At 69.1% G+C, this 23,171-nt stretch carries 18 protein-coding genes; 3 read left to right on the top strand and 15 right to left on the bottom strand.

Features of this window, described 5'->3' with window-relative positions:
• Positions 1-8 precede the first annotated feature (8 nt).
• From FHG10_RS07595 to FHG10_RS07565, 7 genes are all read right to left on the bottom strand, one after another.
• Positions 9-2,699 carry a bifunctional glycosyltransferase/CDP-glycerol:glycerophosphate glycerophosphotransferase gene (locus tag FHG10_RS07595; protein ID WP_152352742.1) on the bottom strand — a complete coding sequence of 897 codons (2,691 nt, stop codon included), beginning with the start codon at positions 2,697-2,699 and terminating at the stop codon, positions 9-11.
• Between the two features lie 69 nt (positions 2,700-2,768).
• Positions 2,769-4,205 carry a Stealth CR1 domain-containing protein gene (locus FHG10_RS07590; protein ID WP_152352741.1) on the bottom strand — a complete coding sequence of 479 codons (1,437 nt, stop codon included), beginning with the start codon at positions 4,203-4,205 and terminating at the stop codon, positions 2,769-2,771.
• 636 nt (positions 4,206-4,841) lie between these two features.
• Positions 4,842-5,873 carry a ketol-acid reductoisomerase gene (ilvC, locus tag FHG10_RS07585; RefSeq protein ID WP_152352740.1) on the bottom strand — a complete coding sequence of 344 codons (1,032 nt, stop codon included), beginning with the start codon at positions 5,871-5,873 and terminating at the stop codon, positions 4,842-4,844.
• Positions 5,874-6,042: 169 nt separating this feature from the next.
• Entirely contained in the window at positions 6,043-6,624 is a 582-nt protein-coding gene (ilvN, locus tag FHG10_RS07580) for an acetolactate synthase small subunit (RefSeq protein ID WP_152352739.1), read from the bottom strand.
• Between the two features lie 3 nt (positions 6,625-6,627).
• Complete coding sequence (locus FHG10_RS07575; RefSeq protein WP_152352738.1) at positions 6,628-8,385, bottom strand: acetolactate synthase large subunit; 1,758 nt, start codon at positions 8,383-8,385, stop codon at positions 6,628-6,630.
• A 261-nt stretch (positions 8,386-8,646) separates the two neighbouring features.
• Positions 8,647-9,381, bottom strand: a complete 735-nt coding sequence (locus FHG10_RS07570; RefSeq protein ID WP_152352737.1) for a LuxR C-terminal-related transcriptional regulator — start codon at positions 9,379-9,381, stop codon at positions 8,647-8,649.
• The gene (locus FHG10_RS07565; RefSeq protein ID WP_152352736.1) at positions 9,378-10,721 is read right to left on the bottom strand and encodes an ATP-binding protein; all 1,344 of its coding nucleotides are present in this window, start codon (positions 10,719-10,721) and stop codon (positions 9,378-9,380) included. Before FHG10_RS07565 ends, FHG10_RS07570 begins: the two co-directional genes overlap by 4 nt.
• A gap of 134 nt (positions 10,722-10,855) precedes the next feature.
• Here FHG10_RS07565 and FHG10_RS07560 point away from each other — a divergent pair, with 134 nt between their 5' ends.
• Together FHG10_RS07560 and FHG10_RS07555 are read left to right on the top strand one after the other, a co-directional pair.
• Positions 10,856-12,289: a PspC domain-containing protein gene (locus FHG10_RS07560; protein ID WP_193636231.1), complete on the top strand. Its 1,434-nt coding sequence runs from the start codon at positions 10,856-10,858 to the stop codon at positions 12,287-12,289.
• Positions 12,286-12,588 carry a hypothetical protein gene (locus tag FHG10_RS07555; protein ID WP_152352734.1) on the top strand — a complete coding sequence of 101 codons (303 nt, stop codon included), beginning with the start codon at positions 12,286-12,288 and terminating at the stop codon, positions 12,586-12,588. The genes FHG10_RS07560 and FHG10_RS07555 overlap by 4 nt, the downstream gene beginning before the upstream one ends.
• 33 nt (positions 12,589-12,621) lie before the next feature.
• On the opposite strand, the gene ilvD is transcribed toward FHG10_RS07555, so the two are convergent.
• Positions 12,622-14,457, bottom strand: a complete 1,836-nt coding sequence (gene ilvD, locus FHG10_RS07550; RefSeq protein ID WP_152352733.1) for a dihydroxy-acid dehydratase — start codon at positions 14,455-14,457, stop codon at positions 12,622-12,624.
• Positions 14,458-14,535: 78 nt separating this feature from the next.
• Between ilvD and FHG10_RS07545 the strand changes: the two genes are divergently transcribed.
• The gene (locus FHG10_RS07545; RefSeq protein WP_227488108.1) at positions 14,536-15,369 is read left to right on the top strand and encodes a helix-turn-helix transcriptional regulator; all 834 of its coding nucleotides are present in this window, start codon (positions 14,536-14,538) and stop codon (positions 15,367-15,369) included.
• An 81-nt stretch (positions 15,370-15,450) separates the two neighbouring features.
• Here FHG10_RS07545 and FHG10_RS07540 read toward each other — a convergent pair whose 3' ends face one another.
• The 7 genes from FHG10_RS07540 to FHG10_RS07510 all read right to left on the bottom strand — a co-directional run bounded on the left by FHG10_RS07540 (position 15,451) and on the right by FHG10_RS07510 (position 23,136).
• On the bottom strand, positions 15,451-16,149 hold the full coding sequence (locus FHG10_RS07540; protein WP_152352731.1) for a hypothetical protein: 699 nt from the start codon (positions 16,147-16,149) through the stop codon (positions 15,451-15,453).
• A 177-nt stretch (positions 16,150-16,326) separates the two neighbouring features.
• Entirely contained in the window at positions 16,327-18,786 is a 2,460-nt protein-coding gene (locus tag FHG10_RS07535) for a GNAT family N-acetyltransferase (RefSeq protein WP_152352730.1), read from the bottom strand.
• A gap of 17 nt (positions 18,787-18,803) precedes the next feature.
• Complete coding sequence (locus FHG10_RS07530; protein ID WP_152352729.1) at positions 18,804-20,204, bottom strand: lysine N(6)-hydroxylase/L-ornithine N(5)-oxygenase family protein; 1,401 nt, start codon at positions 20,202-20,204, stop codon at positions 18,804-18,806.
• On the bottom strand, positions 20,201-21,751 hold the full coding sequence (locus FHG10_RS07525; protein WP_152352728.1) for a pyridoxal phosphate-dependent decarboxylase family protein: 1,551 nt from the start codon (positions 21,749-21,751) through the stop codon (positions 20,201-20,203). The genes FHG10_RS07530 and FHG10_RS07525 overlap by 4 nt, the downstream gene beginning before the upstream one ends.
• A gap of 230 nt (positions 21,752-21,981) precedes the next feature.
• Entirely contained in the window at positions 21,982-22,515 is a 534-nt protein-coding gene (locus FHG10_RS07520; RefSeq protein WP_152352727.1) for a mycothiol transferase, read from the bottom strand.
• Positions 22,516-22,615: 100 nt separating this feature from the next.
• Positions 22,616-22,906 (bottom strand): type II toxin-antitoxin system RelE/ParE family toxin, encoded by a 291-nt coding sequence (locus tag FHG10_RS07515; protein ID WP_152352726.1) that lies wholly within the window; start codon positions 22,904-22,906, stop codon positions 22,616-22,618.
• Entirely contained in the window at positions 22,903-23,136 is a 234-nt protein-coding gene (locus FHG10_RS07510) for a type II toxin-antitoxin system ParD family antitoxin (protein WP_152352725.1), read from the bottom strand. The genes FHG10_RS07515 and FHG10_RS07510 overlap by 4 nt, the downstream gene beginning before the upstream one ends.
• Between the last annotated feature and the right edge of the window lie 35 nt (positions 23,137-23,171).

The raw sequence follows: 23,171 nt of genomic DNA, 5'->3' as shown, positions 1-23,171 counted from the left end.
TTCGACGACTACGCGACAAGCCCGGAGATTGCGCGCCTAACCTTCTCTGTGCAAACCCCAACGGTCACATCCCCAAAAAAACGAGTCGCCCGTTCTTGATACTCACTCTCGTTTCGGAAGTCCGATGCTGCGACCGCCTTGAGTTGCGTCACCAGTTCCTCAACGCCCGCAACTACTGGGCCGAACCCGTCTCTATCGATGTCAAAGAACGCACCGGAACGCTCGGGCGATAGCGGTTCGAGTGGGTCGTTGTAGTAGATCACTGGGGTCCCCATGAGTGCCGCGTCGAACATCGTAGAAGAATAATCAGTGACGAAAATATCCGCCACCCTCAGCCACTCCTGGAAAGACCTCTCCGAGAGGTCCGCCATTCTAACACTCTCGGAAAAATCGATCGCTTTGGATAGAAACTCGGCTGCCTCGTAGTGCGGAAGGAACCTCAGTTCCGCGCCCATCCCCTTCAGCGTTTCCCCAAGCTCAGGCGACTCAAGGATCTCACGCAGCATCGCAAAATAGCGCGACGACTCAAAGGAGTCATTAATTTCGGCAGCACCTTCCGAACGATAGGATGGCGTCACGAGGCCCGCTCGCCACGTAGGCGCAAACAGCACAATCTTGCGATCTTGCGAATGGATCCGATGCAGAGCATCAAACCTCGGTAGCCCAGAACACACCGCTCGTCTCCCGTAGCCGAGCTCCCTAGAGAAGAAGCTCCGTTCGGACTCCGACGATGTCACAACCAAGTCGTACCCCATAGCGAGACGATGCAAGCTTCGCATCGTATTCGTCCTATAGGCGACGCCATGCTGGAGGAATACTCTTCGTATACCCAGCGGATTCACGATTTTCTCGAGAAACGCGCTCTTATCCCACGACCGCGGTTTGAGGTAGGAATCCACGTCGTAGGGAGAGATCAAGACACCGGCACGGCAGAGCTCAAACTTGTGCCGCCAGCTTCCATGCGCAGCCACCTTACCGAATCTCTTCAAACGACGGTAAGCCGGAGCAGAACGATCAACTACGTAGACGGGCCGTATGCCAGGTTCCGGTTGGGCGGCCAATGATTCAAACAGATGAGCGCCATTATCTTGAGCGCCGTCCCACCGCTCGCCGATCAGCCACGTTGTACGCTTCGTCATACGCCGCATGACTCGGCCAATGAGTCTCCAACCCCCAAAGTCTCTAAATAGTGCCACCTCACGCCGCAGGCGCCTTGCACTCTCAAACACTGTACGCTCAGCGAGCTGCTTCGTAATGCTTGCTTGGTTCTTGTGATTTGCAGCAATTGTAAACCTTCCACTCCCGATCGTGAATGCCCTACTATTGCGAAAGAGAGCGGCGGTCTTAAAGACTCTGGGGCAAACCTCGCCAAGCGGCCCGCGGAACTGGAGTCGGGGAAAGTACTCGCCCATGGGCCACTTATCTGCAGGCACGACCGCACGGAAGGCCGACCATTCACCCTCCGTCGCCGGTCGATCAAAGCGCCTCACCCATTCAGCGTGAAAGCGACGCCGACCGAGCATCAACGAAAGATTGATACGCGGCTTCTCAGTGATGGCAATTCCACGAGCGGTGACGCGTCCCTCTATAACGATCTTGCCCCGTCTGGGGAGGACACTTTCCACGGACGCTGTGAAGCCTGCCGACGTCAACAATTCGTCCAAAGGTCCCGAAACTACCGTTCCGAGATGAGGACGGTGACCAACGATCTCCAGTCGGTTCGAAGCGGCCAGATCTTCAGCAACAATCAATCTGCCGATCGCGGTCTTCATCGAAACGTTGGCTGAATGCTTTTGAATGATGCGGGGGCTCACGTCACGCAAAACCGCGCGAGCCCTACTTCGGAACTCCAAAAGGCGCTCTTCCTCGATAACCTCTGCAGACCGCGATACAAATCCTTGAAACCCGCGAATGATGAACGCATGAATGAGCATCCGCTCGCCCGGCATGCAATTTCGCGCGTGATCCGCAAGGTGCTCCACTAGCCGCAAGTAATCCCAATAGTTTTGCTCGCGCGTGAACAGTGAATCCATGATAGACCCCTGCACTTCGCGCTTCCGGTACAGATAGACCGTTCCTTGGACGATGGCGATGGAACGAGCTTCCAGCATGAGAGGAACAACCACCCAGGCGTCCTCGAAGTGGACTCCCTCCGGGAAGCCGCCGACCAACTCCTTGAACATCGCCGTCCGGAACATTTTATTGCAGGCCGAAGCAGAGTGAACAAGTTCGGGGACCTCTAAGAGGGAGTCAACAATCCGAGCCTTCTGCCGGAGAGGCCTTGCCCAGTAGAACTCCGTCCGTTTTGGAAAGGTCTCCATATTGCCGACTGCAATGTCGATCGAAGTCTCAGCCTCAAGTGCACGAGCGAGCTTTTCGTATGCATCATGGGGGACTGCGTCATCCGAATCGAGAAAAGTGACCAATGGCGCTGTCACATGGCGAAGGCCATTATTGCGCGCCGCGCCGAGGCCGCCGTGAGCCGGCCGAATAAGGTGCATGTTCTCGAATGTTGCAGCGTACCTCGATGCAATTTCGACGCTTCGGTCCGAGCTTCCGTCGTCGACCAGTATAACTTCCAGGTCACCAAAGATGGTCTGCGCAATTACGCTATCCAGACATTCGTTCAAATACGCTTCCACGTTGAATATTGGCACTATCACGGATGCCCGCGGCACAGATGTCGCCACTTCATTCATTTGTAATATCCTGTAGGTCTTGAGCCTTCGCGAACAGCAAAGGCGAGGGTATTAGGATTTTAAGTCGCTCTACTTTTCGAACGCTGACGATGCCGGGAAGAAGTTTCCAAGAAACGCTGCCACGAACACCTCGTTGATGGGAACCGCGCCTGGTACGGGCGCGTCGTTAACACACATCGCATCTCGGTCACGCTTCTTCGCGAAGCCGTTGAACACCGGAACGAAACGGTCGTCGAGTACGTTCAGGTACGTGTAGCCGAGACTTCCCGGCACCGCGCGTCCCGTGGCCTGCGCATAGTAGTGGTGTAGCTGGTCCGCGACGATGTCCTCGTGGTGGCGGAACCGTGACCGCGTGGTCGCGTCGTACGCCTCTGCGAAGGTCTCCTCGAGCTCGTAGAGGACGCTGCGAAGCATCGGGTGGGGCGTGTGCTTGATGGCGCGGGAGAGGTTCCGTCCCGTGGCATCGAGCATCAGACGCCGCATGTTCGCGGTGAGGTTGAGGTGCGGCTCGTGCTCGACGGAGGGCGAGATGAACGGTCGGCGATTGTTCGACGGTGAGACCAGGGCAATGCCTGACGCGGTGAAGAACTGTTCCGGCTTCACGGGCCGCGTGAGCATCACGTCGTCGTTCATGTAGAGGAAGTGTTCGCTCAGCCCGTCGATGTGATGCAGGCGGCTGATGATCGCATTCGAGTTGAACACAGGCAGTCGACCGTCGTCAGGGAAGATGTCGCGGTGATCGACGATCGTGATCCGCTCATTGCTCGCGTCCAGCCACAGAGGAACCTGCTGATCGGTCACGATATACACGTGGCGCACCCACGGAGCGAAGTCGTCCAGGGAGCGCAACGAATACATGAGCTCGTCCCGTGACCTGAAGCGGGCGGGATCTGTCGCCTCGGCATGCAGCGCCGGTGCCAACGTCTCCCCTATTACAGCAGCCTTGCGCGCGATCCAGGCGGGGTCCGCTCCGTCAACCCACGTGTACACGACATCGATCGGGAAGGTTACGTCCTCGAGCATGGTCTGCTCGAAGACCTCGGGCACCCGCACGTGCCTGCCGTCGCGCTCGCCCTCGATCAGTCGTGCGGAGTCTCGATCCAGGATCTTGGCTGCACGGTTCTCGCGTGGTGCGATGACGAGCCCCGTCTCGACGTCGTTCTGCCAGAACTCGATGTCGCACCCGTAGGACAGCCCGAGGTCCCTCTCGTGGCCCTCGAACGTCTTCACTTCCGCGACGCGCCAGGCCCCGGACTCCGACAGACCTTCATCCCAGCTCACGTGACCGGGAAGAGCGTAGTGCGGTCGCCGCGCGAGAGCGTCTGTGATGCGCCAGGCGGCCCCGTGCGGGTCCGCCATCGCTGCAGAGATAAGCGCGCGTCGCACGGACTCACGCTGGGTGTCGTCGACGGCGACGACTCGTCGGCCCCTGTGCCCGACGGAGTCGACCCACCACCAGGGAATCCCATCTGCCTCGAGCACGCCCGTGACCAGCTCGAGATTCATCGCGTAGACGTTCCGGTCCAGCGTTGCAGGGACACGATGCCAGTGCACGCTGCCACGCGTCTCGATGTCCGGGCCGATCGTTGCGTGAGGCACCGAGTGCGTGGAACGGGTGATGGCCGCGAAGTCCCTCGTGCTCCTGCTCGAGTGCCGGAACGAGTTCCGTGCAGCGCGAGCCGCGTTCCACGCGGGGGTGCCCCTTAGGGGGTCGACCGCATGGCTGGAGCGGACTCGCTCGAACAGACCCTTCGCCACGACCCGTAATTCCTCTGCTCTCTATGCCTCCGGACGTCGCATCGACATCCGGCGGGCCCGGTGCATGGGCGCCGACCGCATTCTACCGTTCAGTCAGCGTTCATCTTGGCCCGACGCACCTCAGTTGTTCGAGTCGACTCCAGCATCCCGATGCCCGGGAAATCGATCATGAACACCACCGACGTTCAGATCCCTCCGACCCCGGTGGCACGACGTCCCTGATCGAGCTCTGCGGCAACGAGGAGACTCCCTCACTACACGAAACGGCGGGCCCTCCCCACAGGGAGGGCCCGCCGTCGTCCGGATGCTTGAGAGTCCTCGAGCACGACGATCCGCTCACGATCACCGGGGCACCGCGCGGGCGGCCCGGGTGATCACCGGGGATCAGCGCGCCGCGCTGCCCTCGACGTAGTCGGAGTCCAGCTGGTCGTTGTTCCAGGAGAACATGCCGCGCAGCTCCTTGCCGACCTTCTCGATCGGGTGCGCGGCCTCCTTCTCGCGCAGCTCCTTGAACTCGGGAGCGCCCTTGTCCTGGTCGTCGATGAAGCGCTTGGCGAAGGCGCCGTCCTGGATGTCGGAGAGGACGTCCTTCATGGCCTGCTTAGTCTCGGAGGTGACCACGCGGGGGCCGGAGACGTAGTCGCCGTACTCGGCGGTGTCCGAGCAGGACCAGCGCTGCTTGGTGATGCCGCCCTCGTTCATGAGGTCGACGATCAGCTTGAGCTCGTGGAGCACCTCGAAGTAGGCGATCTCCGGCTGGTAGCCGGCCTCGGTGAGGGTCTCGAAGCCTGCCTGGACGAGGTGGCTCACGCCGCCGCAGAGCACGGACTGCTCGCCGAAGAGGTCGGTCTCGGTCTCCTCGGTGAAGGAGGTCTTGATGACGCCCGCGCGGGTGCCGCCGATGCCCTTGGCGTAGCTGAGCGCGAGGTCCCAGGCGGTGCCGGTCGCGTCCTGCTCGACGCCGACGATGTCCGGGATGCCGCGGCCGCCCTCGAACTCGCGGCGCACGGTGTGGCCGGGAGCCTTGGGGGCGATGAGGATGACGTCCACGTCGGCCGGGGGCTTGATGAGGTCGTAGCGGATGTTGAAGCCGTGCGCGAAGGCCAGGGCCTTGCCCGCCGACAGGTTCGGCTCGATCGACTCGGAGTAGATGGAGCGCTGGTTCTGGTCGGGCGCGAGGACCATGATGACGTCGGCCCACGCGGTCGCGTCGGCGACGTTCTTGACCTCGAAGCCGAGCTCCTGGGCCTTCTGGGCCGAGTTCGAGCCGTCGCGCAGGGCGATGACGACCTCGACGCCGCTGTCGCGGAGGTTCAGGGCGTGCGCGTGCCCCTGGGAGCCGAAGCCGACGATCGCGACCTTCTTGCCCTGGATGATGGACAGGTCGGCGTCGTCGTCGTAGAAGATCTCGGCCACAATGTGCTCCTTCGTTGGTGTGTCGGCTGTTCGGGCGACGCTCTCATCGTAGTCCGGGGGCAGCCTGGCGTGTCTTACGTGTTGAGAAGTGGACTTCGGTATCTGAGATCGATCGGGCGGGCCCGTCGGCCCGCCCGTCCGGGGTGGCCATGTCGGCCCCGTCGGACGATCAGTCGGGCAGGAACTCCTCGACGAGCGACTCCGGGCCGCGGCTGATCGCGACGGCGCCGGACTTCACGATCTCCCGGATCCCGAAGGGCTCGAGCATGTCCAGCAGCGCGACGAGCTTGTCCTCGGTGCCGGTGGCCTCGATGGTCACGGCCTCCGCGCCGGCGTTGACGACCTTCGCGCGGAACATCTGCACGATCTCGAGGACCGAGGTGCGGGTCGCGTTGTCGGCCCCGACCTTCACCAGCACCAGCTCGCGCTGCACGGTGCGGCGCGGCTCGAGGTGCACGATGTGCAGCACGTTCACGAGCTTGTCGAGCTGGCGCACGATCTGCTCGAGCGGCTGCTCGGCGACGTCGACGACCACGGTGATCCGGGAGATCTCCGGGTGCTCCGTCGGGCCGACGGCCAGGGAGGAGATGTTGAAGCCGCGGCGCGCGAACAGCGCCGAGACGCGGGTGAGCACGCCCGGCTTGTTCTCCACGAGCACCGAGAGGGTCTGGGTGTCGTGCAGCGCCGCGGCGTCCGCGCGGGAGCTGTTCTGCGTGCTGTCGGGACGGGTGTCGTTCGTGGTGGTGTCCATGTCTCAGATGTCCCTCTCCCACTCGGGGCTCATGCCCTGGGCGATCTGGATCTCGTCGTTGGAGACGCCGGAGGGCACCATCGGCCACACCATGGCGTCCGCGCTGACCGTGAAGTCGATGACGACGGGGCGGTCGTTGATCTCCATGGCCTGCTGGATGGTCGCGTCGATGTCCTCGTCCCTCTCGCAGCGCAGGCCCACGGCCCCGTACGCCTCGGCGAGCTTCACGAAATCCGGGACGCGGCGCGTGCCGTGCCCCGTGTTCAGGTCCGTGTGGGAGTAGCGGCGGTCGTAGAACAGGTTCTGCCACTGGCGCACCATGCCCAGCGAGCTGTTGTTGATGATCGCGACCTTGATCGGGATGTCGTTGATGACACAGGTCGCGAGCTCCTGGTTGGTCATCTGGAAGCAGCCGTCGCCGTCGATCGCCCACACCGTGCGGTCGGGCGCACCGACCTTCGCGCCCATCGCCGCGGGCACCGAGTAGCCCATGGTCCCCAGGCCCCCGGAGTTGATCCAGGAGTTCGGGCGCTCGTAGTGGATGAACTGGCTGGACCACATCTGGTGCTGGCCCACGCCGGAGACGAAGATCGACTCCGGCCCGGAGATCTCGCCGATCCGGGAGATCACCTTCTGCGGCGCGGTGAAGCCGTCGTCGGTCGCGGTCCAGCCCAGCGGGTAGGTCTCGCGCAGGTTGTCCAGCACCTGCCACCAGGCGCTCAGGTCGCGGGCGCCCTCGCGCTCGATGCGCTCGCGCAGCTCCGCGGTGAGCGCCGAGGCGGCAGCCCCCGCATCGCCGATCAGCGCGACGTCCGCGTGGCGGTTCTTGTCGATCTCCGCGGGGTCGATGTCGATGTGGATCACCTTCGCGCGGGGGGCGAAGGAGTCGAGCCGGCCGGTGACGCGGTCGTCGAAGCGAGCGCCGATCGCGATCATGAGGTCGGCGCGCTGCAGGGCGGAGACCGCCGCGACGCTGCCGTGCATCCCGGGCATCCCCAGGTGGTGGGGGTGGGAATCGGGAAGGGCGCCGCGGCCCATCAGCGTCGTCGTGATCGGACCGTCGGTGAGGTCGACGAGCTCGCGCACCTGCTCGCTCGCCCCGCCGCGGATCACACCCCCGCCGATGAGGAAGGCGGGGCGCTCGCTGGCCATGATCAGCTCGGCGGCCTCGCGCACGTCCTTGACGGGCGGCTGCGTGACGGGCTGGTAGCCGGGGAGGCTGACGTCATCGGGCCACACGAACTCGGTGATGCCCTGCTGGGCGTCCTTGGTGACGTCCACGAGCACCGCGCCGGGCCGGCCGGTCGCGGCGATCTCGAAGGCCTGCTTGATGACGGTGGGGATCTCCGCCGGATCCTTGACCAGGAAGTTGTGCTTGGTGACGGGCATCGTCATGCCCACGATGTCCGCCTCCTGGAAGGCGTCGGTGCCGATGAACATCGAACCGACCTGCCCGGTGATCGCGACCATCGGGATGGAGTCCATCTGCGCGTCGGCGATCGCCGTGATGAGGTTCGTGGCGCCCGGCCCTGAGGTCGCCATGCACACGCCGACCTTCCCGGTCGCGTGGGCGTATCCGCTGGCCGCGTGCCCCGCGCCCTGCTCGTGGCGCACCAGGATGTGCCGCAGGGTCTCCGCGTCCATGAGCGGGTCGTAGGTGGGCAGGATCGCCCCGCCGGGAAGGCCGAAGACGACGTCGGCCCCCGCGTGCTCGAGCGACATGATCAATGATGCGGCGCCGGTGACTCTCTTGCCTGTCATCGGAACTCCTTCGGTCTTCGCGGATGGGGCTGTGCAGATCCTCGGCCGATGTCCCCCGCTCCACCCGTGGCGGGGACTGGGCCCCGCGTGGGCATCAAAAAGCCCCTCGGCCTGGGGCTCTCGAGGGGCGCGCGGGACGTCTCGTTCTGGAACGGTGGCGTCAGCCGCGCTCTGGAAGTACGAGAATGATCGTCTGCATGCTGGCGACTGTAGTGCGCCCCACACCCGCGCGGCAAACCGTCCACCCTGTGGGACGGCCGCTCAGAGCAGTCGCCGCGAGAGCGCCCAGGCCGTGAGCTCGTGCCGCGAGGACAGCTGCAGCTTGCGCAGCACGCTCGACACGTGCGTCTCCACGGTCTTGATGGAGATGAACAGCTCGGAGGCGACCTCCTTGTAGGCGTATCCCTGGGCGATGAGCCGCATCACCTCCTGCTCTCGACGGGTGAGACGGTCGAGCTCGGCGTCGTTCGCGGCCTCCTCTCCCCCGGCGGCCCCGAAGGCGTCGAGCACGAAGCCCGCGAGCAGCGGGGAGAACACCGCGTCGCCGGCCACGACGCGGTGCAGGGCCGCGGAGACGTCGGCGCCCGAGGTGCTCTTGGTGAGGTACCCGCGCGCCCCGGCGCGGATCACGCGCACCACGTCGTCGGCGGCGTCGGAGACGCTGAGGGCGAGGAACACGGGCTGGCGACCCGCGTGCGTCGGGTCCGACCCGGGCGCCGCAGACGCCCCGGGCGCGGGCTGCTCGACGCCCGTGGTGCGCGCGATGACCTCGGCGCCTCCGCCTCCCCGTCCGCCGGGCAGGTGGACGTCCAGCAGCACGGTCACCGGCCGGAGCGCCCGGATCGCCTCGACCGCCTCCTCGACCGTTCCTGCCTCGCCCAGCACATCGATGTCGGCGGACAGCTCCGCGCGGAGCCCGGAGCGGAAGATCGAATGGTCATCGACGATGAGAGTGGTCAGCCGCTCGGCCGCGGGGGTGCTGGACGTGGTGCTCATCGGTGCTCCTGTGGTGACGGGACGGTGGTCGTCGGCGCGGAGGCGGCGGTCGGCCGCTCGGTCTCCCCTGCACCCTGGGCGCGCGGGAGCCTCAGCTCGACGCGCGTTCCGGTGCCGCCGGGTCCGGGCTGGATCCGCGCGCTGCCGCCCAGACGCCGCATGCGGCCGATGATCGATTCGCGCACGCCCAGCCGCTCCGGCCCGATGGATGCGAGGTCGAAGCCGGGACCGCGATCGGAGACGGTCACCTCGAGCATCCCCTCCGAAGCCTCGGAGTACACGCTGATCGTGCCTCCGGCGTGCCGGGCGGCGTTCAGCATCGCCTCCCGGGCCGCGGCGAGCAGCCCCTCCGGCGCCTCCGGCACGGCCCGGCCGGTGGTGACCACGTCGATCCTCACCGCGTGCTCCTGCTCGCACTGCATCGCCGCCCGCCGGAGCTCGGCCGCGAGGTCGAGCGGCCCGGCGGTCCCGCTGCCGGCGGTCTCTGCGAACAGCCAGCTGCGCAGCTCGCGCTCCTGTCCGCGTGCCAGGCGCGAGGCCTCGGATCCGGGCTCGGCCTTCTGCTGGATCAGGGCCAGCGTCTGCAGCACCGAGTCATGGAGGTGGGCGGCGAACTCCGCCCTCTCGACCTCGCGGGCGCGCGCGGCGCGCTCCTCGGCGAGATCCCGCACCAGGCGCACGGCCCAGGGCGCGAGGACCACGCCGACGCCCAGCAGCACGGAGGTCGCCGCCACGAACACGGTCCACACATTGGGCTCCGCGTCGGAGACGAAGAACAGCAGGATCCCGAGCACCACGAGGGCGAGCGCCCCGGCGACCCGTGCGACCTGCGCCGACGGGCCGCTCGCGCGTCCGATCCGCAGCTCGTGCAGCTGCCGCCAGGCGAGCCCGGCGCCGATGAGCACGAACACGGCGGGCACGAAGAACGCCAGGGGGATCTGTGCTCCCAGTCGCGAGGCCACCATCGCACCGCCCGCGAGCAGGAGGGCGAGTCCGAGGAGGATCTCGGTGACGGGCGCTCGTCCCAGCGCGGACCTGCTCGACGGGCCGCTCCGGACTTGGCCATGCGCCTGATCGTCCTCGGCGCCTGCTGCGCCCGCCGCCGTCGCGGGTGAGGCTGCCCGGGTGAGGGAAGCGCGCAGTGCCGGTGAGTCGGCCCCGGCGAGGGGCGTCGTCGCCCACAGCCACACGTACAGCAGGGCTCCGGCGCCGCCCGTCGCGGTGAGCACGCAGGCTCCTGCCCTCACGGTGGCCAGGGGCAGACCCGTGTGCTCGGCGAGACCCGCGCACACTCCTGCCACGGCATGCTGCCGGGGCCGGATGATCCTGGTCGTCCTCACGCCCTCATCCAAGCAGGCGCCGGTGCCGTCCGGCACTCCCCCGGGCCGATCCCAGGGTTCTGCCTCCACATCCCAGGGGACTCTCGGGGTGCTCCCCGATGGTGCGGAGCCCTCCGCCCGGGAATGCTGGAGCCATGACGACCCCTCCCCACGGCCCCGACTCCTCCGGTGCCTCCCCGGACGCACCGCCCGGCGAGAGCGCACCGCACACCGAGAACGACGAGGCAGGACGCCCCCGCTTCGGCTTCTTCGCCTGGATGCGCGGCATCGGACTGGTGCGCAGCGACGAGCGCTGGATCGCCGGCGTGTGCGGCGCCATCTCCGAGCGCACGGGCCTGGACCCCCTGCTGGTCCGCGGCATCGCGATCGTGGTCGCCCTCCTCGGCGGGCCTGTTCTCATCGCCTACGCGATCGGCTGGGCACTGCTCCCCGACATCCGGGACGAGATCGTGCTCGAAGACCTCTTCGCGGGGATCTTCGCTCCGGCCCAGATCGCCATCGGCGTGCTGATCCTCCTGGGCCTGACCCCCTACGGGCAGGGACTGTGGTGGCGGGGCGCGCCGGACTGGTGGAGCATGCCGGGCTGGCTCGAGACCACCATGCGCACCGCCTGGGCCCTCGTGCTGGTCGGAATCCTGGCCTGGCTCGTCGTGCTCATCGCACGCCGCACCGGTGACCACGCCGGCCACGGCCGTGACCGCCCACACGGGACGCGCGGCGGGTCGGCCGCCTCGGCGAACACAGAAGGGCCCTCCCAGGGTCAGCACTGGTCGGCCCTCGGCGCCGCGCCGCGCGCCCCGAGGGCCGCCGGGCACCACGGCGCCTCCTTCCAGCAGCGGTCGGCCGACCGGCGCGCCCACGAGGAGGATCTGCGACACCGCCGCGAGGAGAGGCTCGCCGAGCGCGCGGCGAGATGGCGCAGGCGCCAGCCCTCCGCAGGGTTCGTCGCGATCGGACTCGGCATGGCTCTGGTCGTCGGTGCGCTCGTCGCCCTCTCGGCCCAGGCTCTGGGGTGGTCCGACGCGCCGCTCATCGTGGGTCTCGCCGGCGCCCTCGCCGTCCTCGCGATCGCCACCGTGGTGGCGGGCATCCGCGGCCGAGAGAGCGGAGGTCTGGGACTGTTCTCCTTCATCGCCGTGATCGCCCTGGTCGTCTTCGGGGTCGTCCCCGCCGGCACGCAGATCAGTCCCTTCGGGGACACCCAGTGGACGGTCGACGCCCAGAGCATCGGCACGACCGAGCGCTTCGCGATGATCGCCGGGAGCCCCGGCCTGGACCTGCGTGACCTCTCGCCGGCTGATCGCGGAGGCGATGTGGAGATGTGGCTGGGCGCGGGGACCACCCAGGTGCTCCTTCCGGACGATGCTCCCGTGCGCGTGGAGGTTGACGGCCTGGTCGCGGGAGTGCGCACCCCTGACACCCGCGACTCCCAACCCGACGGGACCCTGCTCGCCTCGACCGAGCTCGAGAACCCGGCGGCCCGCACCGCCGACGACGAGGACATCACGACCGTGCACGTGCGCGTGCTGTTCGGCACCGCCGACATCGACATCCAGGAGACCCCGTGAGCGAGCACCAGCCTCTCGACACCGCACACGCGCCCGACGCGAGCACCGACCACGGCCCGGAGGGGACAGGGGAAGATCGCGACGCCGAGAGTCCGGACGCTCGGGAACGGCGGGGGCCCGTGTTCGGGACCATCTTCTGGGGAGCGCTGCTGCTGGTCGTCGCGCTCCTCGTCGGGATCCATTCCGTCCCCGCCGTCGCGATCGATCCGACGGTGCTGCTGATCGGAGCGGTGGTGGCGCTGGGGTGCCTGCTGGTGGTCGCCGGCGTCGCGGCCGCCCTGCGTCGGCCCCGCCGCTGACCGTTCACCGGCATCCGCGCACAGGCCGCGCGCTCAGTCCAGCGGCCTCCGGGTCGCGCCGTAGGTCGCCGAGCGCACCAGGTGCGCGTAGACCTTGAGCGCCTGGGTGACCTCGCGCTCGCGGCTCTCGGGGCGCCACGGCAGGTCGCCCTTGGCCGCGCGGCGACGGGTGAGCTCGTCCTCGGGCACGTCGAGCTGGAGCAGCCGCTTGTCGACGTCGATGATGACCTTGTCGCCGTCCTCGACCAGGCCGATGAGCCCGCCCTCGGCGGCCTCCGGGGAGATGTGGCCGATGGAGACGCCGCTGGTGCCGCCGGAGAAGCGCCCGTCGGTGATCAGGGCGCAGGCCTTGCCGAGCCCGCGGCCCTTGAGGAACGAGGTCGGGTAGAGCATCTCCTGCATGCCCGGACCGCCCTGCGGGCCCTCGTAGCGGATGACAACGATGTCGCCCTCCTTGACCGTCTTGTCGAGGATCTTCTGGACGGCCTCCTCCTGCGAGTCGCACACCACGGCGCTGCCCTCGAAGTGGAAGAGGTCCTCGGTGATGCCGGCCGTCTTGATGACGGCGCCCTCGGTCGCGAGATTGCCCTTGAGCACGCAGAGTCCGCCGTCCTTGGTGTAGGCGTGCGGGACCGCGCGGATGGCGCCGCCCTCGGCGTCGAGGTCCAGGTCGTCCCACAGGTTCGCCTGGGAGAACGCCTGCGTGGTGCGCACCCCGCCGGGTGCTGCGCGGAAGAAGGTCTTGGCCTCCTCGCTGGTCTCCCCGCTGCGCACGTCCCACTCGGCGAGCCACGAGTCCAGGTCCGGCGAGTGCACGGAATGGACCGAGTGGTCCAGCAGGCCGGCACGGCTGAGCTCGCCCAGGATGGCGGGGATGCCGCCGGCCCGATGGACGTCCTCGATGTGGTACTTCTGGCTGTTCGGGGCGACCTTGGAGACGCACGGCACGGATCGCGAGAGGCGGTCGATGTCCTCGAGGCCGAAGTCGATCCCGCCCTCGATCGCGGCCGCGAGGATGTGCAGCACGGTGTTCGTCGAGCCGCCCATCGCGACGTCCAGGCTCATCGCGTTCGTGAACGCGGCCTTGGTGGCGATGCTGCGCGGCAGCACCGACTCGTCGTCGTCGCCGTAGTAGCGGCGGCACAGGTCCACGACGGTGCGGCCGGCGCGCAGGAACAGCTCCTTGCGCAGCGCGTGGGTGGCGAGCGTGGTGCCGTTGCCCGGCAGCGAGAGGCCGAGCGCCTCGGTGAGGCAGTTCATCGAGTTCGCGGTGAACATTCCCGAGCAGGACCCGCACGTGGGGCAGGCGTTCTCCTCGATCTCCGCGAGCTGGACGTCGGTGACGCTCTCGTCGGCCGAGATCGAGATCGCGTCCACGAGGTCCAGGCGGTGGTCGACCACGCCCTCGACGGGCTTGCCGGACTCCATCGGCCCGCCGGAGACGAACACGACCGGGATGTTCAGGCGCATGGCCGCCATGAGCATGCCGGGGGTGATCTTGTCGCAGTTCGAGATGCACACGATGGCGTCCGCGCAGTGGGCGTTGACCATGTACTCGACGCTGTCGGCGATCACGTCGCGGCTGGGCAGCGAGTAGAGCATGCCGCCGTGCCCCATGGCGATGCCGTCGTCCACGGCGATCGTGTTGAACTCCTTGGCGACGCCGCCGGCCTCCTTGATGGCGCCGGCGACGAGGTCGCCCATGTTCTTCAGGTGCACGTGGCCGGGCACGAACTGGGTGTACGAGTTCGCGATCGCGATGATCGGTTTGCCGAAGTCGGACTTCTCCATGCCGGTCGCGCGCCACAGGGCGCGGGCACCGGCCATGTTGCGGCCGTGGGTCGAGGTTCGAGAGCGCAGTTGGGGCATATGACCATTAGGCCACGGTGGTGCGGAACCCACCAAGACGCCGGCACTACTAGTGGTGGAACTGATAGTTTTCGGCGCGTGGACGAACCAGCACGCAAGGAGCTCGGGGCCCTGCTGCGCCGACGGCGCAACGAGGTCGAGCGCTCGGACTACGACCTGGGGCCCGTGGGCCGCGGGCGCACCACGGGCCTGCGCCGCGAGGAGATCGCCTTCCTCTCGGGCGTCTCCGTCACCTGGTACACGTGGCTCGAGCAGGGGCGCGACATCAACCCCTCGCGCCAGGTGATCGACGCGGTCGCCGTGAACCTGCACCTCAGCGAGGCCGAGCACGACTACGTGCTGGGCCTCGCGGGCTTCACCCCGCGCCCGCGCCCCGACCTGGCCGAGCCCGAGCCGGTCCCGCCGCACGTCCAGCACCTGCTGGACGCCCTGGATCCGGCTCCCTCCTTCGCGCTCACCGCGCACTGGGACGTGGCCGCCTGGAACCGCGCCTACGAGGGACTGTTCCCCGGCGTGCTCGACGCCGATCCCGCGCAGAGGAACCTCCTGCAGTTCATCTTCACCGACCAGCGGGTGCGGGCGATGCTGCCCGAATGGGAGCTCACCAGCAGACAGTTCCTCGCCGAGTACCGCGCCGAGGCCGGCGGGCGCTCCGGCGGACCGCAGCACGTGCGCCTGGTCAAGCATCTGCGCGCGCTCTCCCCCGACTTCTCCCGCGCCTGGGACGCCCACGAGGTCGACCGCTTCAGCTCGCGCGTGCGCACCTTCGAGCACCCGGTGGGCGGACACCTGGTCTTCGAACAGGTCAACATCGTCCCGCAGGACGCACCCGACCTGCACATCGTCTCCTACCTGCCGCTCGAGGAGGGGAGCACGGCCGAGGGCATGCGGCGCCTGGTGGCCGGCGGGTGAACGTGCCCGCGCGTGAGCGGGCCGACGGGTGAGCGGGCCCACGGGCGACGAGGCCGATGGGCCGTCCCTGCGGATCGGGCCTCAGCGATCGCCCGTCCGCGTCTCCGGGCCCGGGGTCGCATCCGGATCCTCGAGTGTGATCGCGACGACCAAGGGGCTGGTGGGCAGGTAGCGCACGGCGATCCGGCGGCCGACGGCGAATCGGTCGAGGCTGCTGGGGTGCAGGTAGGCGCGGGTGTCCGCGTCCCACGGGGTGCGGACCCCGCCGGGCTGGACGCGCACGCTCACGGTGACCTCGATCTGGTCGTCCAGGCTCCTGCCCGTCGGGTGCGAGCGGAGCACGCGGGCGGGGACGAGCTCGCCGTGCAGGCGCGCGGCCGCGACCTCCGGCGGGACCAGGCCCAGGGCGATGCGTCGTCGCAGCAGGAGCTCGCGGACCAGCGGGTCCGCAGCGTCCACGAGCTCGGGGAAGTCCCCTCCGCCCGGGGCGAACCGCACGGGGAACGGGATGCCGGGCGCGAGGGCGGAGATCTCCGTGGGCGTCAGCCGCACCCGCAGGGCGAGCAGAGACGCCGCCCGGCCGTCGCCCTCGATGCGCAGGCGCACCAGATGCTCGCGGGAGGCGTCGGAACGTCGGGCGCTGTCGGCCGATTCCTCGGTGCACCGGAGGTCGAGCACGCTCGCGACGCCGATCGTGGACGGCCGCGACGCCGCGGGCTCGGGCGCCGACCTCGCGCGCCTCGCCCCGAGCAGTGCAGCACCGAGGCTGAACCGTCCCATGCCCATCCGTCCCTTCTGCCGCTGAACCGTGGGCCGCTCGCCCGTCGGTCATCCGACGGCCGCCCGCCGGGAGAACTCTCGCCCGTCGGCCGTCGGCCGTCGGTGTGGCGGCCGCGCGGAGATGCACCGATCACGCGCCGCACCGCCTGCGGCGCGTGATCGCATGCTAGCGGCGGATCAGGCGACGGGCAGAGCCGGTTCGACCTCCGGGACGTCGGCGGTGCGCGCCACGGGATTGGGCATCGTCCCGGCGTAGAGCAGGGATTCGGCCTGGTTGCCGATGTCGACCATCTGCAGGGTGTTGCGCAGCTGCAGACGGTTCAGGCACGAGTGCGCGAACTCCTCCGTGCGCAGGTCCACGTCGCCGGAGAGTCCGCGCGCGAGCTCGGGGTGGCGCGCCTCATAGGCGTCCAGGGCAGCGGCGACCCGCTGCCAGAAGGTCTCCGCGCGCAGCACTCCGTCGGCCTCGAGGATCCCGGAGAGGTGGCGCAGCACGCCGTCGAAGACGTCCGTGAAGACCGAGAGCGCCTTCTCGTCGCCCGGGACCACCGCGCGGATCCGCGCGATCCGCTCCGGCAGCGCGCGGGGGCCCAGCACGGCGGTCTCCTCGCCGATGTCCTTCATGAACGCGCCCACCACACGCTGCTCGCGCACGCGCAGGATGAGATTCTCGCCGTGCGGCATGAACACGAGGGCGTGGCCGAGCAGCGCGTGGACCAGCGGCTGCAGATAGGCGGCGAGGTAGTCGTCGAGCCAGACCTCGGGGGCGAGTCCGGAGGCGCGGATCATCGTGGTCGCGAGCGCCGTGCCCTCGTGGTCGCGGTGCAGCAGCGCCGCCATGGTCATGGCCCGTTCGCCCTCGCCGAGCAGCGGCAGGGGGTTCTCACGCCACAGGGCCGCGAGCATCTTGCGGTGCGGGTTGGTCGCGGGCGTGCGGTGGTAGACGTCGCCCGTGTACCCGAGCGCCGCGCGCTCGCGCAGGACGGAGAAGCCGCGGTCCGCGAACTCGGGGTCGCCCGTGACGACGCCGTGCACCCAGTCGTTGATCGCGGGGGTGTCGCGCATGTACTGCGGGGACAGACCGCGCAGGAAGCCCATGTTCTGGATCGCGAGCGCCGTCTTCACGTACGGGGCGGCGGGCCGGCTGCGGTCGAAGAAGGTGCGCAGGGACTGCTGCGCCTGGAACTCGTCGCCGCCCGGGCCCAGCGGCACGAGGTCCTGCCGGGCCACGTCCGCGGCGAAGGTGAGCGGCAGCCGGTGGTCGGCCTGCCAGGGGTGCAGCGGCATGAGGTGAAAGTCCGACGGGTCGAGCCCCCGCGCGAGGAGCCGGTCGGCGAAGGCGGCGCGCTCCTCGGCGCTGAGCGCGCCGGCCAGATGGTCCTCGAGGTCGTAGCCCTCGCCGAGGCTGAGATGGCTGAGCTCCCGGCGCACCGCGATCCACTGCAGTCGCGTGCGCCGGCCCTGCTCGGGCGCATAGGCGCGGTAGTCGCTGAGCGCATAGCCGATGCGGCCGCTGCCCGCGAGGAACCCCGGGTGCCCCTCGGTCATCGCGGCCTCGATCTGCTGCAGATCGGCGTCCAGCAGCTGCCGGGCCGTGGGACGACGGCCCTCGCGGGCGTCCTGCAGCTTCGCGCACGCCGCCGCGAAGGTCGAGGCGAGCTCCTCGAGGTAGGTCGAGAGCAGGTCGTCGGGAATGCCGAGAACGCTCTGGAAGGCGGCGACGAACTCGAGCACGTCGAGGCGGCCGTGGGCCGGGCGCTCGCCGCCGTCGGCCGGCGTGCCGTCCGACGACGCGCCGTCGGGCGCGGCGCGGTGCTGCGAGGGCTCGATCCGGACGATCGAGTCCTCGTCGACCAGCCAGTGCTCGAGCGGGAGCACGCGGGCGCGGAAGCGGTAGCTCGCCCCCGCGTCCGCGGGCACGGTCAGCTCCCACCAGCCGTCCTCGAGATCGACCGGCGCCAGGATCCGCTCGTGCGAGAACTCGGAGATCGCCTTGGCGAGAAGATGCCGGTGGACGGCGTCGGCGACGTCGGGACGCAGGTGGGCGTGGGGGTCCTCTGCGCCCTCGCCGCCGCTGTCGCCGAGCGGGGAGCCCGCGAAGTCCTCCCGGGTGCAGACGCTGAGCGCGGCGCGCTTGGGGTGGCCGTCGACCGTGAGGTCGAGCTCGCGCAGCACGCGGAAGCCCGCGGCGGCGTTCTTGGCAAGGATGCGGTCGTTGCGCGCGTCGGGCTCGACGACGACGCGCTCGGCCCCGCGCTGCGCGAAGCAGAAGCGCATGACGGCGGCCATGACGTCCGCCGTGAAGCCGTGGCGCCGCTCCCCAGCCGGCGGGCCGACGAGCACGTGCATGCCCAGGTCGCCCGCGCGGATGCGCAGCGCGTGCCGCGGGATGAGGATCGCGGGGTCGTAGGTCTCGACGTAGACGACGTCGGCGCCGGTCCCGGGTGCGTCCTCGCTGTCGATGGCGCCGATCCAGCCGTCCTGGGCGGGGTCGTCGGCGATCGTTCGGAGGTAGGCGAGGGTCTGCTCGCCGGAGTTCTCGGTCATCTCCCAGTAGCGGGCGCGGGGATCGGTGAGCCAGGTGTGGACGACGGCCGCGTCGCGCGCGGGGTCGACGGGTCGGAAGGTGATCTGCACGGGGGTCTCCTGGTGGGTCAGGCGTCGTCGGCGGGGAGGCCGAAGGTCTGGAAGGCGATGCGGCGCTCGATCGGGTAGGGCTCGCGGCCGGTGATCGCATCGAGCACCACGGAGGCGCGCCAGGCGCCGAAGCCGAGGTCGGGGGCGGTGACGCCGTGGGTGTGCTCCTCGGCGTTGAGCACGTGGATCCGCTGCTGGTCGTCGATCGTGTAGTCGCGGGAGACGTCGAGCCGGCCGCGGGAGTCGCGGCGGATCCTCTCTCCCAGGGGCGCGAGGAGCGCGGGCGCGCTCGAGCGGTACCCGGTGGCGGCGACCACGGCGCGGGTGCGGTGCTCGCGCCGGGTGCCTAGCTCGCCGTGCTCGAGGGTGAGCACGTGCTCGCCGGTCTCCGCGTCGTGGCGCGCGGCGGTCACGGCGGTGTCGGTGAGCAGCATGGTGGGGACCTCGGCGCCGCCCTGGCTGAGCCGGTAGAGCAGGTCGTGGATGTCGTCGACCAGGTCGCCGCTGATGCCCTTGTACAGGGTCCGCTGCTCGCGCCCCAGGCTCTCGCGCCGCTCCTCGGGCAGGGAGCGGAACAGGTCCGTGTACTCCGGCGAGGTCATCTCGAGGGTGAGCTTCGTGTACTCCATCGGGAAGAACCGGGGCGAGCGGGTCACCCAGTCCACGCGCGTGCCGCGCGCGGCGGCATCCTCGAGGAGGTCGCGGTAGATCTCCGCGGCGCTCTGGCCGCTGCCCACGATCGTCACGGATCCGGCGTCCAGCAGCTGCTCGCGCGCAGGCAGGTACTGCGAGCTGTGGATCACCGGGGTGGCCGACGACTCGGACGCCGCATCGTCCGTCGCCGGCCCGTGCTCCCCCGCCTCGGCGAGGCCGGCGAGGGCGGGCGGCAGCACGGGCCGGGTGCCGACGGCGAGGACGACGTGCCGCCCGCGGTGCTGCTCGGTGCCCACGACCGCGCCGTCGGCGTCGAGCACGTCGGCCGTCACGAGCAGGTGCTCGCCCTCCTCCTCGACCGAGCGGACGCGTCGGCGCCAGCGCAGCGTGTCGAGCTGCTCGGCGACCCAGCGGCAGTAGCGGTCGTACTCGGAGCGCAGCGGGTAGAAGGACTCGCGGATGTAGAAGGGGTAGAGCCTGCCGGTCTCCTTGAGGAACTGCAGGAAGGAGAAGCGGGAGGTGGGGTCGGCCATCGTCACGAGGTCCGCGAGGAAGGGCACCTGGATGGTGGCGCCCTCGAGCATCATCCCGGGGTGCCAGGAGAAGCCCTGCGCCTGGTCCAGGAAGATCGCGTCGACGTCCTCGAGCGGCTCGCTGAGCGCGGCCATGCCGAGGCCGAACGGACCGATACCGATCCCCACGAGGTCGTGGACGGGGGCGCCGACGGGGGCGCCGACGGGCGCTGTGGTCTGCTGGGAGCTCATCGCGCGCTCCCCTCGGCCGCGAGGCGGCTGCCGGCGAGAAGGCCGCGGCCGGTCGCGCGCACCAGGTCGAGCACGGCGGCGACGTCCGTCAGCGTGGCCTCGGGGTTCAGCAGGGTGAGCTTGAGCCACGGGGAGCCGTCGATCGTGGTGCGGGCGACCATCGCGCGGCCGGACTGGAAGAGGATGCGTCGGATCAGGGCGACATGCCCGTCGGCCGTGCGGTCGTCCACGCCCGCGGGCTGGAAGCGGAACAGCACGGTGCTGAGGTCGCTCGTGCCCAGCACGGTGAAGTCGCGGTCGGCCCGCAGCAGATCGCGGACCTCGAGGGCGAGGTCGCAGACGGCGTCGACCATCTCGCCGAGTCGCGCGGCACCGAGAGAGCGCAGGGTGGTCCAGAGCTTGAGGGCGTCGAAGCGGCGGGTGGTCTGCAGGGACTTGTCGACCTGGTTGGGCTCTGCCTCGGCCGACGCCGCCTCCGCCGCGGGGTTCAGGTAATCCGCGTGCCAGGCCGCGGCGCGCAGATCAGCGGGGTCGCGCACGAGGATCGCGCTCGAGGACACGGGCTGGAAGAAGGTCTTGTGGAAGTCGATCGTCACGGAGTCCGCGCGCTCGATGCCCGTGAGCAGGTGCCGGCGGCGCGCCGAGACGAGCAGCCCGCCTCCGTAGGCGGCGTCCACGTGCAGCCAGACCCCGGCGTCCTCGCAGGCCTCGGCGATCGCGGGCAGCGGGTCGATGATCCCGCGGTCGGTGGTGCCGGCCGTGACGGCGACGGCCATCGGCCGCTCCCCCGCCGCCTCGAGCGCTGCCAGACGATCGTGCAGGTCAGCGGGGTTCATGCGGCCATCGGCGTCGGAATCGACCGTCACGACGGAGTCCGCGGAGAGCCCCAGCAGGTGCGCGGAGCGGGCGACGGAGAAGTGGCTGGCGGCGGTGGTGAGCACGCGCAGTCGCGGCAGCGCGTCGGTCCGATCATGCGGGTCCTCGCGCAGCGCCCGCTCGCGGGCGAGGAAGAGCGCCTGCAGGTTGGACTGGGTGCCGCCCGAGGTGAACACGCCGTCCCCGCTCGCGAATCCGGCGAGGCCCGCGGCCCAGCGCACGAGGCGCCGCTCCATGTGGGTCGCGACGAGGGACTGGTCGAAGGTGTCCACGGACGTGTTGACGGCGGCGAGCATCGCCTCGGCCGCGACCGCCGGGAGCGCCACCGGGCAGTTCAGGTGCGCGAGGTACGAGGGGTGGTGGAACCAGACGGCGTTCTTCGCGTACAGCGCGTCGGCCTCCGCCAGGGCCGCGCGATCGCCGATGCCCGAGCCGTCGAGGTCGACGACCTCGACCAGGCGCTCGAGGGAGGATCGATCAGGGCCGACGGAGGGCGCGTCGACGGAGCGGAAGCGTCCGGCGATCGTGTCGACCACCTCGTGGAGGAGCTCGGCGTAGGCATCGGCGGAGGAGCCGTTGAGCAGCGCGGTCGTCGACGCTGCGGAGTGCGCGGTGGTGCCGGCGGGCGCCGGGAGCTCGGGCGCAGAGGTCTGCGGGAGCAGCTGGGACATGGGGTCGGAACCTTCCTGCCGGTGGGGCGGAAGGGCGCCCCACGGTCGTTGAGGGTTGCCTACCCTAAGCGCGCTCGAGCGAGACTGCGCAAGCAGGATCTCGAGCCGGATGAGATAGCCGACAGTTGCCCGGCGTCGCTCGCCAGGCGAGACGAAACCGCAGGCAGAGCGGATATTCATGGTGTCTGGTCGAGAGCTGGGCGGACTTTCTCGACAGGTCGGGCGGGCGCTCACGGCGGGTCGTTGCCGACGAGCCCGTCGATCGCTTCGCGGATGATGGAGGTCTGCCCGGTGTGCAGGAGGTTCTCCTCGAGGATGTCCACGAGCCGCCGGCGCCGGCTCACCCGGTACTCCGGCTCGTCCTGGACGAGCTCGTCGAGCCCACCGTCCCGGACCAGCTCGCTCCATTCCTGGCGGCAGCGGGCGATCGTGCCGTACCAGACGTCGTAGAGCTCCTCGGGTCTCGCCTCGGGGGCTCGGGTCCATTCCGCGTCGTATGCCGTCCATGCCCCGGGCCCGGTGGTGGGCGGTCCGGGGTCGCGGCCGGCAGCCGAGGCGGTCCACATCTCCTCGACCTTCGCGAGGTGGATCATCGTGCCGGCGACCGTCACCCCCGAGGGCGGGTGGCGCATGCCCAGCTGCTCCTGCGTGAGCCCGCCGGACTTCCAGGCGAACTGGCGATGCACGCGGTCCAGGGCGAACAGGAGCATCTCCCCCTCGCCGCCGCGCAGGCATTCCTCCATGGGTACGTCGTTGTAGTCCATGTCGCGACGCTACTCCCCCGGGCCGACATCAGTGCCTCGAGGCAGCGGTACTCCGGCCGACATCGGACTCGCGCGTTCTCCGACGGCCGCAGTCCCGCCCTCACAGGTGCCGCGACGGATCCATCCGCTGGTGCAGGATGCGGATCACGTCGATGCGATCTCCTCGCCGAACGAAGAAGACGAGATGGCCTCCGGTCGCGTATCGGCGGTACCCCTGACGGATCTCGTCGACGGGACGGCCCCGATCTGGGTCTGCAGCAGCACGCTCGATGGCGTTCAGGATGTCGCGGAGGTAGGACTCCACCTGCGAGGCGTCCCAGCGGCTCTCCGTGAAGTCCCAGATCTCGGAGAGATCCCTCTGCGCCGCCGGGGTGAGGCGGAAGCGGCTCATGCCTGCTTCGACGCGATGAAGGCGTCGAAGTCGAAAGGCTGGGCCTCGCCGCTCTCCTCGCCGGCGATGAGAGCTTCGCGCAAAGCCGTCAACTGCGTCTCCCGGTCCTCGAGGAGGCGCAGTCCGGCACGGATCACCTCGCTGGAGGACCGGTAGCGGCCCGAGGCGACCTGCGCAGCGAGGAACCCGGTGAAGTGGTCATCAAGGCTGATCGACGTGTTCTGAGCCATGAACCAAAGATACCAAGAATGGGTAACTCCGACGC

This window comes from Brachybacterium subflavum (assembly GCF_009299795.1).
Lineage (GTDB): Bacteria > Actinomycetota > Actinomycetes > Actinomycetales > Dermabacteraceae > Brachybacterium > Brachybacterium subflavum.
The sequence above is the reverse complement of the archived record's forward strand: the minus strand, read 5'-3'. Positions and strand labels throughout refer to the sequence as shown.